The organism is Pseudomonas sp. MPB03, from assembly GCF_046605385.1.
GTDB lineage: Bacteria > Pseudomonadota > Gammaproteobacteria > Pseudomonadales > Pseudomonadaceae > Aquipseudomonas > Aquipseudomonas zanjanensis.
Window position 1 is genome coordinate 4,639,833 of sequence record NZ_CP176770.1, and the last position, 13,422, is coordinate 4,653,254.

General features: G+C 63.3%; 12 protein-coding genes and 1 pseudogene. 6 read left to right on the forward strand and 7 right to left on the reverse strand.

The features are described from left to right. Positions 1 to 10 precede the first annotated feature (10 nt). Complete coding sequence (yegQ, locus tag ACLH0I_RS19980) at positions 11 to 1,342, forward strand: tRNA 5-hydroxyuridine modification protein YegQ (protein WP_411385181.1); 1,332 nt, start codon at positions 11 to 13, stop codon at positions 1,340 to 1,342. A gap of 289 nt (positions 1,343 to 1,631) precedes the next feature. Here the strand turns inward: yegQ and ACLH0I_RS19985 are convergent, their stop codons facing one another. The 7 genes and pseudogenes from ACLH0I_RS19985 to ACLH0I_RS20015 form a co-directional block, all read right to left on the reverse strand. Further along, positions 1,632 to 2,453 carry a methyl-accepting chemotaxis protein gene (locus ACLH0I_RS19985; protein ID WP_370873826.1) on the reverse strand — a complete coding sequence of 274 codons (822 nt, stop codon included), beginning with the start codon at positions 2,451 to 2,453 and terminating at the stop codon, positions 1,632 to 1,634. Between the two features lie 36 nt (positions 2,454 to 2,489). Beyond that, a pseudogene (locus tag ACLH0I_RS19990) lies at positions 2,490 to 3,311 on the reverse strand (cache domain-containing protein); the annotation flags it as partial. 211 nt (positions 3,312 to 3,522) lie between these two features. Next, complete coding sequence (locus ACLH0I_RS19995; protein WP_411387537.1) at positions 3,523 to 4,839, reverse strand: Na+/H+ antiporter family protein; 1,317 nt, start codon at positions 4,837 to 4,839, stop codon at positions 3,523 to 3,525. A 283-nt stretch (positions 4,840 to 5,122) separates the two neighbouring features. After that, positions 5,123 to 6,436, reverse strand: a complete 1,314-nt coding sequence (locus ACLH0I_RS20000; RefSeq protein WP_411385182.1) for a sensor histidine kinase — start codon at positions 6,434 to 6,436, stop codon at positions 5,123 to 5,125. Further along, entirely contained in the window at positions 6,433 to 7,101 is a 669-nt protein-coding gene (locus ACLH0I_RS20005; RefSeq protein WP_053123507.1) for a response regulator transcription factor, read from the reverse strand. Before ACLH0I_RS20005 ends, ACLH0I_RS20000 begins: the two co-directional genes overlap by 4 nt. Then, positions 7,101 to 7,412: a PepSY domain-containing protein gene (locus ACLH0I_RS20010; RefSeq protein ID WP_411385183.1), complete on the reverse strand. Its 312-nt coding sequence runs from the start codon at positions 7,410 to 7,412 to the stop codon at positions 7,101 to 7,103. Before ACLH0I_RS20010 ends, ACLH0I_RS20005 begins: the two co-directional genes overlap by 1 nt. Continuing rightward, positions 7,412 to 7,720: a PepSY domain-containing protein gene (locus ACLH0I_RS20015; protein ID WP_411385184.1), complete on the reverse strand. Its 309-nt coding sequence runs from the start codon at positions 7,718 to 7,720 to the stop codon at positions 7,412 to 7,414. Before ACLH0I_RS20015 ends, ACLH0I_RS20010 begins: the two co-directional genes overlap by 1 nt. 230 nt (positions 7,721 to 7,950) lie before the next feature. On the opposite strand from ACLH0I_RS20015, the gene ACLH0I_RS20020 reads away from it, so the two are divergent. From ACLH0I_RS20020 to codA, 5 genes are all read left to right on the forward strand, one after another. Next, positions 7,951 to 9,030 (forward strand): patatin-like phospholipase family protein, encoded by a 1,080-nt coding sequence (locus tag ACLH0I_RS20020; RefSeq protein ID WP_411385185.1) that lies wholly within the window; start codon positions 7,951 to 7,953, stop codon positions 9,028 to 9,030. Positions 9,031 to 9,112: 82 nt separating this feature from the next. Next, positions 9,113 to 9,469 carry a 6-carboxytetrahydropterin synthase QueD gene (queD, locus tag ACLH0I_RS20025; RefSeq protein ID WP_003203918.1) on the forward strand — a complete coding sequence of 119 codons (357 nt, stop codon included), beginning with the start codon at positions 9,113 to 9,115 and terminating at the stop codon, positions 9,467 to 9,469. A gap of 272 nt (positions 9,470 to 9,741) precedes the next feature. Further along, complete coding sequence (locus ACLH0I_RS20030; protein WP_411385186.1) at positions 9,742 to 10,569, forward strand: alpha/beta fold hydrolase; 828 nt, start codon at positions 9,742 to 9,744, stop codon at positions 10,567 to 10,569. Positions 10,570 to 10,846: 277 nt separating this feature from the next. Further along, the gene (gene codB, locus ACLH0I_RS20035) at positions 10,847 to 12,118 is read left to right on the forward strand and encodes a cytosine permease (RefSeq protein ID WP_411385187.1); all 1,272 of its coding nucleotides are present in this window, start codon (positions 10,847 to 10,849) and stop codon (positions 12,116 to 12,118) included. Positions 12,119 to 12,130: 12 nt separating this feature from the next. After that, entirely contained in the window at positions 12,131 to 13,378 is a 1,248-nt protein-coding gene (gene codA, locus ACLH0I_RS20040; RefSeq protein WP_411385188.1) for a cytosine deaminase, read from the forward strand. Positions 13,379 to 13,422: the final 44 nt, after the last annotated feature.

The following is a 13,422-nucleotide window of genomic DNA, read 5'->3' on the forward strand; positions in this document are numbered from 1 at the left end:
CGACCCCACCATGACCCTCGCCGCCCCCGAACTGCTGGCACCCGCCGGCACCCTGAAAAACATGCGTTATGCCTTCGCCTACGGTGCCGACGCGGTGTACGCCGGCCAGCCGCGCTACAGCCTGCGGGTGCGCAACAATGAATTCGACCACGGGAACCTGGCCTTGGGCATTGCCGAGGCCCAGGCCATGGGCAAGCGTTTCTACGTGGTGGTGAACATTGCCCCGCACAACGCCAAGTTGCGGACCTTCCTCAAAGACCTCGAACCGGTGATTGCCATGGCGCCGGACGCGCTGATCATGTCCGACCCGGGATTGATCATGCTGGTTCGCCGGCATTTTCCGCAGATGCCAATTCACCTGTCGGTGCAAGCCAACACGGTGAACTGGGCGAGCGTCGAGTTCTGGCAGCAGCAAGGCTTGAGGCGGATCATCCTGTCCCGGGAACTGTCCCTGGAGGAAATCGCCGAGATTCGCGAGCAAGTCCCGGCCATGGAGCTGGAAGTGTTCGTCCATGGGGCGCTGTGCATGGCCTATTCGGGGCGCTGCCTGCTGTCCGGTTACTTGAACAAGCGCGACGCCAACCAGGGCAGCTGCACCAACGCCTGCCGCTGGAAGTATTCGGCGCAGCCGGCGGTGGAAAACGCCGTGGGCGACATTGTGCAGAGCTATCAGCCCGAACCGACCCTGGGCCTCGGCGCGCCCACCGACCAGGTGTTTCTGCTCCAGGAAGCCAATCGCCCGGACGAGTCCATGCCGGCCTTCGAGGACGAGCACGGCACCTACATCATGAACGCCAAGGACCTGCGGGCCGTGCAACACGTCGAGCGCCTGGCGCGCATGGGCGTGCATTCCTTGAAAATCGAAGGCCGCACCAAGTCGCACTTCTATTGCGCGCGCACCACCCAGGTGTATCGCCGGGCCATCGATGATGCGGTGGCCGGCCGGGAATTCGATCGCGGCCTGATGACCGACCTGGAGTCCCTGGCCCAGCGTGGCTACACCGAAGGCTTCCTGAGACGCCACGTGCACGACGAATACCAGAACTACCAGAACGGCAGCTCAGTGTCGGAGCGCCAGCAGTTCGTCGGCGAACTGACCGGCGAACGGCGCGAGCGCCTGGCCGAAGTGCGGGTGAAGAACCGTTTTGGCCTGGGTGATCACATGGAACTGATGACCCCCAAGGGCAACTTCCACTTCGACCTGCATCAATTGCAGGACATCAAGGGCCAGGCCATCGATGTGGCACCGGGGGACGGGCATGTGGTGTACGTGCCGATCCCGGATGCGGTGGATCTGCGGTTTGGGTTGTTGATGCGGGATGTCAGATCGGTGCCCACATGAGATCGATTCGTGGCGAGGGAGCTTGCTCCCGCTGGGCTGCGCAGCAGCCCCTATAACCCCAGGTAAGCAGGACCACTGAGCTGCCTGTTGAATGGGGCCGCTGCGCGGCCCAGCGGGAGCAAGCTCCCTCGCCACAATGGTGTATGACTTGAATTAGCGGAACGACTTGCCCGGAAGAAACTGCCGAAGGCTGCGATCCTCCGCTTCCGATAGGGCCTGGTAGCCCAGGCGAAAACATCTGGATCGAGAGCGAAAGATCGCAGCCTTCGGCAGCTCCTGCTGCTCCGGGTCAGATCCGGAACTGCCCCACCAGTTGACCCAGGCGCTGCCCCAGGTCGGCCAGGCTGCGGGACGTCTGGGCGCCGAGTTGGGTTTCGTCGGCGACGCTGTCCACGGCCACGGCGATCTGATGCACGCTGCGGTTGATTTCTTCGGCCACGGCGGTCTGTTCTTCGGCGGCGCTGGCGATCTGGGCGTTCATCGAGTTGATGGTGCCGATCAGCTGCGCCATGGTGTCCAGGGAGGCGCCCGCCTCGTTGGCCCGTTCCGAGGTGCCATCGCCGGCCTCGCTGGAACGACGCATCGCTTCCACTGCCGCGTGGGTGCCCGATTGCAGCCGGTCGATCATGCCCTGGATTTCCTGGGTACTTTGCTGGGTCCGGCTGGCCAGGGCCCGCACTTCATCGGCCACCACCGCGAACCCACGCCCCGCCTCGCCGGCACGCGCGGCCTCGATGGCGGCGTTGAGGGCCAGCAGGTTGGTCTGCTCGGCGATCGAACGAATCACCCCGAGAACACTGACAATCGAGGCCACGTCTTGCTGCAGGCTGTCCAAGGACACGCCGCTGCTGCGGATATCGTTCACCAGCGCATGAATCTGCTGGATGCTGCCGGCCACCACGCGCTTGGCCGATTGGCCTTCTTCGTCGGTCTGCTGGGCCGCGACGGCAGCGCCCTGGGCACTGCGAGCAACTTCCTGGGCCGCCGAGGACATCTCGTTGATCGCCGTGGCAACCTGATCGGTTTCGTGGCGTTGACGCTCCATCGCCTGCTCGGAGCGCTGGGCCTGCTCGGAGACTTGGGTCACCAGGCCGGTCAGTTGCGAGGTCATGTCGGTGATCTGTCGCACCAGGCCGTGGATCTTGTCGACGAAGCGGTTGAACGAACCGGCCAGTTGGCCCAGTTCATCCTGGCTGGTAATCGCCAGGCGCCGGGTCAGGTCACCCTCGCCCGCCGCGATGTCATCGAGGTTGTCTTTCATCAGGTGCAGGGGGCGCAGGATCGTGTTGGCGAGCACCAGGCCCACCACCGCAATCACCAGCAACACCACGGCGGCGATCCCGACAATGCTCAGTACCACGCCTTGCAGGCGATCGTGGACCTTGGCTTCCACCAGCGCCACCTGGGCTTCGATACCGTCCAGGTTGACTGAACTACCGACCGCCAGGTCCCACTTGGGCAGGTATTCGGTGTAGCCGAGCTTGGGCACCAGGTCCTTGCTGCCGGGCAGCGGCGAGCTGTATTCCAGGTAATGCGTGCCGTCCTTGGCGACTTTCACCAGGTCACGGTTGACGTAGACACCGTTCGGGTCGCGGTTGTCCTTGAAGCTCTTGCCCACGCCATCGGGGCTGTTGGCCTTGAACAGACGAATGGTCTCGGAGTCGTAGCCGAAGAAATAGCCGTCCTTGCCGTAGCTGATATTGGACAGCAGCTTGATAGCCTGGGCTCGCGCCTCGTTATCACCCGGCGCGGCGGCATCGTAGAGCGGCTTGATCGCGGTCAGGCCCACCGCCACGTAGTTCTGCAGCGTGGCCTTGGCCTCGCTGAGCAGGCGCTCGCGGGTTTGCTGGACTTCTTTACCCGCTTGTTCCTTCAAGATGAAAGCCGTGGTCAGGCTGATGATCACGGCGGACAGCAATACCGGCAGTATCGCAAGGGACAGGACTTTAGCCTTCAGGCTCAGGCGCATGCTGTTCACTCTTGTTGGTGTTATTGGCGTGGTTAGCTGTATTAACGGCAGCGCACGGCAAAACTGTAGGACAAGGTGAACAGGGCATAAGGGAAGGATTGAATTTAAGGGCCCTATCGCGAGCAAGCTCGCTCCCACAGGGCCCGGTGGTGTTCACACCGATCCACTGTGAGAGCGAGCTTGCTCGCGATGAAGGCGACTCGGTCCCGAGTTACAGGACCATCGCCGCCACCCAACCAAACGCCAGCAGTGGCAGGTTGTAGTGGATGAAGGTCGGGACCACGGTGTCCCAGATGTGATGGTGCTGGCCGTCGATGTTCAGGCCGGAGGTCGGGCCCAGGGTCGAGTCCGAGGCAGGCGAGCCGGCATCGCCCAGGGCGCCGGCGGTGCCGACGATGCAGACGATTGCCAGCGGGCTGAAGCCCAGCTGCAGGCACAGCGGCACGAAAATCGTCGCCAGGATCGGCACCGTGGAAAACGACGAGCCGATGCCCATGGTCACCAGCAGCCCCACCAGCAACATCATCAGCGCGCCGATGCCCTTGTTGTGGCCGATCCAGGCCGCCGAGGTTTCCACCAGGCTTTGGACTTCACCGGTAGCCTTCATCACTTCGGCGAACCCTGAGGCGGCGATCATGATGAAGCCGATCATCGCCATCATCTTCATGCCTTCGGTGAACAGGTCGTCCGTCTCACGCCAACGCACCACCCCCGACAGCGAGAAAATCAGGAACCCGGCCAGGGCGCCGATGATCATCGAGTCCACCAGCAGCTGGATCGCGAACGCCGCCGCCACCGCAACCCCGGCCACGATCAGGCTCAGCGGGTTGTAGCGCACGGCCACTTGCTCGGCCTTGGCGATCTTCTTCAGGTCATAGACGCGTTTCTTGCGGTACGTGATGAACGACAGCGCCAGGCCAAACACCATGCCCAGCGCCGGGATGCCCATGGCGTGGGTGATATTGATGCCACTGATATCGACGCCGCTGCGGGCGACATTGGCCAGCAGGATTTCATTGAGGAAGATGTTGCCGAAGCCCACCGGCAGGAACATATAGGGGGTGATCAGGCCGAAGGTCATGACGCAGGCGATCAAGCGACGGTCCAGCTGCAGCTTGGTCAGCACGTAGAGCAGCGGCGGCACCAGCAGCGGGATGAAAGCGATGTGGATCGGCAGGATGTTCTGGGAAGCGACCGCGACCGTGCCCAGCAGACCGATCAGCACCCATTTGACGCCCGAGCCACCGGCGACGTCCTGGCGATCCACCAGGGCCAGGGCTTTGTCCGCCAGGGCGTGAGCCATGCCGGACTTGGCAATCGCCACGGCGAAGGCGCCGAGCAAGGCATAGGACAATGCCACCGTCGCACCGCCACCCAGGCCGGCATTGAACGCCTTGAGCGTCGCCTCGATCCCCAGGCCGCCCGTCAGGCCGCCCACCAACGCGCCGATAATCAGCGCGATCACCACATGCACACGGGACAGGCTGAGCACGAGCATGACGCCAACCGCGGCAATTACTGCATTTATCATCGTTACCTCAAAGCACAGCGATGGAAAGCCACCGGACAAAAAGGTCGCGACTTTGCAGCAAGCAGCGGCAAGCTGCAAGGGCCGTGGGGCGGGTTTTCAATGACTTACCCTGTTTGAATCCACCACGGCCCTCTGTGGGAGCGAGCTTGCTCGCGATGGCGGTCTGACAGTCCATGCATCATTGCCTGGCACGGCGCCATCGCGAGCAAGCTCGCTCCCACAGGGGATTGGGGTTCATCCGATACCTTGAGCCTGCAGCCACAGGGGGTCTGTGCAGACCTCAACGCTTAGGCAACTCGATCACAACCTTCAACCCACCCCACTCGCTGTCATCCAACGCCAACAGCCCGCCCCAGGTGTCGACGATGTCCCGCACGATGCCCAGGCCCAGGCCGTGGCCATCGGTCTGTTCGTCCAGTCGCGTGCCGCGGCTGAACACCTGCTCGCGGCGGTCCGCGGGAATGCCCGGCCCATCGTCCTCCACCGCCAGGCTGAACCCTTCGGCGGTTTCGGTCAGGGTCAGGCGCACCTCGGCATCGGCCCATTTGCAGGCGTTGTCCAGCAGGTTGCCCAGCAGTTCCAGCAAGTCTTCACGGTCCCAGGGCAGGTGCAGGCCCGGTGGGGCGACGTAGCTCAGGTGCAGGTGCTCGCCATGGATCATGTTCAGCGTGGCCAGCAGCCCTGGCAGTTCGGCGTCGCAGTCCAGGTGCGCGCCGGGCAAGGCATCGCCGGACAGCCGGGCACGGTTGAGCTCGCGGTTCAGGCGCTGGCGGACCTGCTCCAATTGGTCGAGCAACAGTTTGCGCAGCTCGGGATAGGGGTCAAGCTTCTCGTTCGATGCCAGGCTTTGCAGCACCGCCAATGGGGTTTTCAAGGCATGGCCGAGGTTGCCCAGGGCGTTGCGCGAACGCTTGAGACTGTCTTCGGTGTGGGCCAGCAGATGGTTGATCTGCGCGACCAACGGTTCAAGCTCCCGTGGCACCTGTTCGTCCAGTTGCGTGCGCTGCCCGCGCTGCAATTGGGCGATCTGCTCCCGAGCCCGGTCCAGCGGACGCAAGGCCCGGCGCACGGTGATGCGTTGCAGCAACAGGATCAGCAACAGCCCCGCCAACCCGAGCCCGAGGCCGACCTGTTGCATCCGGCGAAAGCTGTCACGCACCGGCGTATAGTCCTGGGCCACGCTGATGGAAATCGCCTGGCCCAGCCGCCGATAGTCGGTACGCAGCACCAGCAGCTTCTGGCCCTCCGGGCCCAGTTGCAGATTGCTGTGCAAGCCCGGGTGGTCGAGCCGGGGCAACTCCTGGTCCCACAGCGAGCGGGAACGCCAGTGCACATCGGCAAAATCGATGCGGAAATAATGCCCGGAGAACGGTCGCTGATAGGCCGGTGACAGGCGCCGTTCATCCAGTTGCAAGCCCCGCGGGCCGCGCACCAGGGCCACCAGCAGATTTTCACTGTCGTTGCGCAGTCCGGCTTCCAGGTAACGCTGCAAGCCCAGCTCGAACAGCCACAGGCTGGTTTGCGCCAGGATCAGGCCGACCACCACCATCACACCGATCAGGCCCAGGCTCAGGCGCCGCTGGATGGATCTCACTGCGCCTGCCCGCCGAACAGGTAACCCTGGCCGCGACGGGTTTCGATCACGCTGCGTCCCAGCTTGCGCCGCAGGTGATTGACATGAACTTCCAGCACGTTGGAATCGCGCTCGGTCTCACCGTCGTACAGGTGTTCAGCGAGATGGCTTTTGGAAAGGATCTGTTCGGGATGCAGCATGAAATAGCGCAACAGGCGAAACTCGGCCGCCGTGAGCTGGATGTCGGTGCCGTCGCGGACCACGCACTGGCGACTCTCATCCAGGTGCAACCCGGCGGCCTTGAGCGTCGGTTGGTTGACTTGGCCATGGGAGCGTCGCAACAGTGCCTGGATCCGCAAGTGCAGTTCTTCAGGATGAAACGGCTTGGTCAGGTAGTCGTCGGCACCGGCCTTGAGGCCTTCGATGCGCTCGGCCCAGGACCCACGGGCGGTGAGGATCAACACCGGCGTCGCCAGGCCACCAGCGCGCCACTGGGCCAACACGTCGAGCCCCGGCACACCCGGCAGGCCGAGGTCGAGAATGATCAAGTCGTAGGGCTCGCTGCTGCCTTGGTACACCGCGTCGCGACCGTCGGCGAGCCAATCGACGGCGTACCCTTGCCGTGCCAGCCCGGCCATCAATTCGTCCGCCAGGGGCACGTGATCTTCCACCAGAAGCAGGCGCATCAGTCTTCCTTATCTTTGAGTAAACGGCCGGTCTTGGCCTCCAGGTCCAGTTCGCGCACGACGCCGTCGGTGTCCAGCAGCTCGACTTCGTAAATATAGACGCCGTGTTTCTCCTCCAACTCGGCTTCCAGCAGTTTGGCGCCCGGGTGGCGGTCCAGCGCCTGTTGCAACAGATGCTCCAGCGGCAGGATAACGCCCTGCTGGCGCAGTTGCAGGGCCTCGTCCTGGTCCAGGTCACGGGCCACGGCCAGCGAACAAAACGCCAGCAACGCCAGCGCCCATCGGCTGCGGGCGCATAAATTAAGCTTCATTACAGATCCTGATGATTCTTGAGTACCGTGCCGTTGGTGGCGTCCAATTCCAGGTCCCACTCGATGCCCTTCGTATCGCGCAGGTCCACCTGGTAAATGTACTTGCCGTACGCTTCCTCCAACTCGGTCTCGGTGAAGGTGGCGCCAGGGTGCTTGACCAGGGCGGCGGCGTTGAGTTCTTCGACGGACAGGATGGTACCAGCGTCTTGCAGCTCACGGGCTTCGTCCACGCCCAGGTCTCGTGCATGAGCCAGGCTCGTACCAAGGGCCATGAGGATCGCGATGAAAAAGGCAGTCAGGCGGTTCATGGGTTGTCTCCTTTTTATAATCTTTGCCGGGGGACTGTATCGGGGTGAACTTAACTGAAACTGAATGGCCATCATGGAACCCACATCAACAGTGTGGGAGCGAGCTTGCTCGCGATAGCGGCAGCACATCCAACATCTTTACAGACTGACCCATCGCCTTCGCTAGCAAGCTCGCTCCCACAGGGTTTTGTGTCGTTATAATCAGCCGCCTACCCGTATTCGAGACCGGTATGACCGCTATCCATATCAAGTTTCCCGCCCTCACCCTCAAGGCCGGCCCCCGTGCGTTCGGACGGATTCGCCAGGCCGGCTTGAACGCCGTCGACGTCGGCATCCTGCCGGGCGCCGCCGGTGGCCCCAAGGCCCTGGGCATCCAGGGGCTCGATCTTGCGCTGTTCGGCGAATGGCTGCCCGCCGCGCCCCGGGAGCGCTCGCTGATCGGGGCCTCGGTGGGGGCGTGGCGCTTCGCCAGCGCCTGCCTGCCGGATGCCGCCGAAGGGATCCGACGCCTGGGCACTTTGTACAACGAACAAAGCTTCGCCAAAGGCGTGACCATGGCCGGGGTCAGCCAGAGTTCGCAGCGCATGCTCGATGACTTGCTCGACGGCCGCGACACTTCGATCCTCGACAACCCGCGATACCGGCTCAACATCATGGTCGTCAAGAGCCACGGTCTGCTCGCCCAGGATCATCGCGGCCGGCTGGGCCTGGGATTGTCGTCGGTGATCGCCGACAACCTGCGGGGCCGTGGGCGGTTGTCGCGGCATTTCGAACGGTTGATCATCCATGACCCGCGCCTGGCCCCGCCCCTGCATCCGCTGAATGACTTTCCGTCGCGCTTCGTGCCCCTTGCGGCCGGCAACCTGCGCCAGGCCCTGCTGGCTTCGGGCTCGATCCCGATGGTCATGGAAGGCGTGCGCGACCTGCCGGGTGCCGGTGCCGGCACCTTCCGCGACGGCGGTTTGCTGGACTATCACCTGGACTTGCCGTACAGCGGCGAGGATATCGTACTGTACCCGCACTTCACCGACCGGGTCATTCCCGGCTGGTTCGACAAGGGCCTGCCGTGGCGCCGGGGCAACGTCGAGCGCCTGCAGGACGTGTTGCTGCTGGCTCCATCCCGGGAATACCTGGCGCGCCTGCCCTACGGCAAGCTGCCGGACCGTAACGATTTCAAGCGTTTCATGGGCGATGACCCGAGCCGTCGCAAGTATTGGCGCACGGCGATGGATGAGAGCCGGCGGCTCGGTGATGAGTTTTTGGAGCTGACGGCCAACGGTGGCTTGGGCGAGCGTTTGCTGACCCTTTAGTCAGCACGGTCGCGCAACGCCGTGATCAAACTGATAAACTCCGCCGCCTGCCTCGCGACCGATATCTAAAGAGCCCGAACCTGTGGAAATCTTCAAAGAGTTTACCTTCGAATCCGCCCACCGCCTGCCCCACGTGCCGGACGGCCACAAGTGCGGCCGCCTTCACGGTCACTCGTTCAAGGTGGCGATCCACCTGAGCGGCGATATTGATCCGCACACCGGCTGGATTCGCGACTTCTCGGAGATCAAGGCGATCTTCAAACCGCTCTACGAGCGCCTGGACCACAACTACCTCAACGACATTCCTGGCCTGGAAAACCCCACCAGCGAAGTCTTGGCCAAGTGGATCTGGAATGAGTTGAAGCCGTTGCTGCCGGAACTCAGCGCCATCCGCATCCACGAGACCTGCACCAGCGGTTGCATCTACCACGGCGAATAAAAACCGGCTCAGCTACCTGGCCTGGACATCTCCTAGAACACAGAAGCTTCTGTAGCATGGATGCTTCTGTGGCGAGGGAGCTTGCTCCCGCTGGGCTGCGCAGCAGTCCCAAAAACAGCGACCTCAATCAACCTGATACGCCGCAATCTCAGGCTTGAGGGCCGCTTCGCGCCCCAGCGGGAGCAAGCTCCCTCGCCACAAAGGTGTCTCCCCTGCTGAATCGCATTGGCCTATGCTCTACCCCCTGAGCCATTTTCCGGGGAGTATCGAGCATGACCCACTGGCCGCTGGATCAAACCTACGACTTCAACGGACACCCCATCCGCTACGCCATCCACGGCGACGGCCCGCCGCTGGTGTTCGTCCACGGCACGCCCTTCTCTTCCTACGTGTGGCACCGCATCGCCCCGCTGTTCTTCGCCACCCACCGGGTGCATTACTTCGACCTGCTGGGGTATGGCCAGTCCGCACAGCCCGATGCCGACGTGTCCCTCGGTGTGCAAAACCATCTGCTCGCACAATTGCTGGAACATTGGCGCCTGGATTGCCCCGACGTGGTGGCCCATGACTTCGGCGGCGCCACAGTCCTGCGTACGCACTTGCTCAACGGCAAGGACTATCGCAGCCTGACCCTGATCGATCCTGTGGCGTTGTCGCCCTGGGGTTCGCCCTTCGTGCAGCATGTCCGCCAGCACGAAGCGGCCTTCAGCGGCCTGCCCGACTACATCCAGCGGGCCATCGTGCCGACCTATATTCGCGGCGCGATCAAACGGGACATCCCGGACGCCGAACTGGCGCCCTACGTGCAACCATGGCTTGGCGAACCGGGCCAGGCGGCGCTCTACCGGCAGATCGCCCAGATGGACGAGCGCTATACCCGCGAGGTCGAAGGCCTGTACCCGACCGTGCGCTGCCCGACCCAGATCCTCTGGGGCGAGGAGGACCAGTGGATCCCCATCGAGCGCGGCCGGGCCCTGCACCGGCTGATTCCAGGGGCGCAACTGCACCCGGTGCCGAATGCCGGGCATCTGGTCCAGGAAGACGCGCCGGAAGCCGTCGTCGCGGCGGTGTTGCGGTTCCTGGCGTTGCCCCCAACCTGAAGCCCCCGGCATTCCACTGTGGGAGCGAGCTTGCTCGCGATGGCGGTGTGTCAGTTGATAGTTATGTGGCTGACCTGACGCCATCGCGAGCAAGCTCGCTCCCACAGGGGGTCTTCATGGGTAATGCGAATTGTGTTCCAACTTGAATCACCACCGCACCGCTTTCGCCCCCTTCGCCCACCCAATCCCCAGGATTGTCTATAAATAATCTCACGCTCACCCGTTTGGCACGGCCGCTGCACGCTTGCGACATCCCCTCATCCGCAAGGACCGCCACATGACTCAGAACGATCCGGGCAATGACTATCCCCTGAGCGAAGTACCGCTGCACGCGCGCAAGGGCCTAGCCTCCACGGCCATGGTGCTGCTGGGTTTCACCTTTTTCACCGCCACGATGTTTGCCGGTGGCAAGCTCGGCGTGGCGTTCGGTTTTGCCGAGATGCTCACGGTCATCGTCATCGGTAATCTGCTGCTGGGCCTCTATGCCGCCGGCCTGGGTTACATCGCCTTCAAGAGCGGGCTCAATTCGGTATTGATGGGCCGTTTCTGTTTCGGCGAGGTGGGCAGCAAGCTCAGTGACTTGATCCTCGGGTTCACCCAGATCGGCTGGTACGCCTGGGGCACGGCGACGGCCGCGGTGGTGCTGGGCAAGTATTTCGAATTGGGCCAGGGCACGGTGTTGTGGCTGATGGTGCTGTTCGGCCTGGGGTTCTGTGCCACGGCCTATGTCGGTTATCGTGGCCTGGAAATTCTCTCGTACCTCGCCGTGCCGGCCATGATGTTGCTGCTGATGCTGTCGATGTGGGTCGCCACGGTGAAGGTCGGTGGCTTCGAGGGCTTGTTGGCGGTGGTGCCCACCGGCAGCCTCGATTGGTCCACGGCCATCACCCTGGTGTTCGGCACCTTCGTCAGCGGCGCGACCCAGGCCACCAACTGGACGCGGTTCTCCCGCTCGGCGAAGGTCGCGGTGCTGGCGAGCCTGATCGGTTTTTTCCTGGGCAACGGTTTGATGGTGCTGATCGGCGCCTACGGGGCCATCGTCTATCAACAACCGGACGTGGTCGAAGTGTTGCTGCTGCAGGGCTTCGCCATGGCGGCGATGGCGATGCTGCTGCTCAACATCTGGAGCACCCAGGACAACACCATCTACAACTTCGCCGTGGCCGGCTGCAACCTGTTGCGCACCCGCCGGCGCAGAGCCGTGACCCTCGGCGGCGCGGTGATCGGCACGTTGCTGGCGCTGCTGGGCATGTATGACCTGCTGGTGCCGTACCTGATTCTGCTGGGCACCGTGATCCCGCCCATTGGCGGGGTGATCATGGCCGATTTCTTCTTCCGTTGGCGCGGCCGTTATCCGCGCCTGGCCGAAGCCCGGTTGCCGGCGTTCAACTGGCCGGGGCTGGCGGCCTATGGGCTCGGCACGCTCGCCGCGTTCAATTCGCCGTGGGTCGCGCCACTGGTAGGAATCGCCACCGGCGCGCTAACGTATGTGCTATTGATCGGCGTAATGGGTGCCCGCACCGCTGACGCGCCCCTACAAGACCTATAAAGGATTCGCCCGATGCACATCATCAACGCCCGCCTGCGCAACCGCGAAGGCTTGCATGAACTGCACCTGGAAAACGGCCTGATCGCCAGCATCGCCCGCCAGACCGAGGCCCCCAGCCTCGGCCCGGAAGACCTCGATGCCGGCGGCAACCTGGTGGTCCCGCCCTTCGTCGAACCGCACATCCACCTGGACGCCACCCTAACCGCCGGCGAGCCGCGCTGGAACATGAGCGGCACGCTGTTCGAAGGCATCGAGTGCTGGGGCGAACGCAAGGCCACCATCACCCAGGAAGACACCAGCACCCGCGCCAAGAAAACCATCCAGGCCCTCGCCGCCCATGGCATCCAGCATGTGCGCACCCACGTCGATGTGACCGACCCCGAACTCACCGCCCTCAAGGCAATGCTGGAGGTGCGCGAGCAAAGCCGTCACCTGATCGACATGCAGATCGTCGCGTTCCCCCAGGAAGGCATCGAGTCCTACCGCAACGGCCGCGAGCTGATGGAAGAAGCGATCCGCATGGGTGCCGACGTGGTGGGCGGCATTCCCCACTTCGAATACACCCGCGACCAGGGCGTCAGCTCGGTGAAGTTCCTGATGGACCTGGCCGAACGTACCGGGTGCCTGGTGGATGTGCATTGCGACGAAACCGACGACCCGCATTCGCGTTTTCTCGAAGTGCTCGCCGAAGAAGCCCGCAGCCGCGACATGGGCGCCCGCGTCACCGCCAGCCATACCACGGCGATGGGCTCCTACGACAACGCCTATTGCGCCAAGCTGTTCCGCCTGCTCGGGCACTCGGGCATCAGTTTTGTCTCTTGCCCGACCGAAAGCATCCACCTGCAAGGCCGCTTCGACACCTTCCCAAAACGCCGCGGCGTCACCCGGGTCAATGAGCTGCTCGAAGCCGGGATGAATGTGTGTTTCGGCCAGGACTCCATCGTCGACCCGTGGTATCCATTGGGCAACGGCAACATCCTGCGGGTGCTGGAAGCGGGGCTGCATATCTGCCACATGCTCGGCTATCGCAACCTGCAAAGCGCCCTCGACCTGGTCACCGACAACAGCGCCAAGGCCATGAACCTGGGCGAGCGCTACGGACTGGAACCGGGCCGCCCGGCGAACTTGCTGATCCTTTCAGCGGATAGCGATTACGAAGTGATTCGCAGCCAAGGGTTGCCGCTCTACTCGATTCGCAATGGCGAAGTGCTGATGAAGCGGCAAATGCCGGTGGTGGAGTTTGCCCAGCAGCCTGGCTGACTGCCACAAGGGATACATTCATTTTGTGCCCGCCGAATATCTAC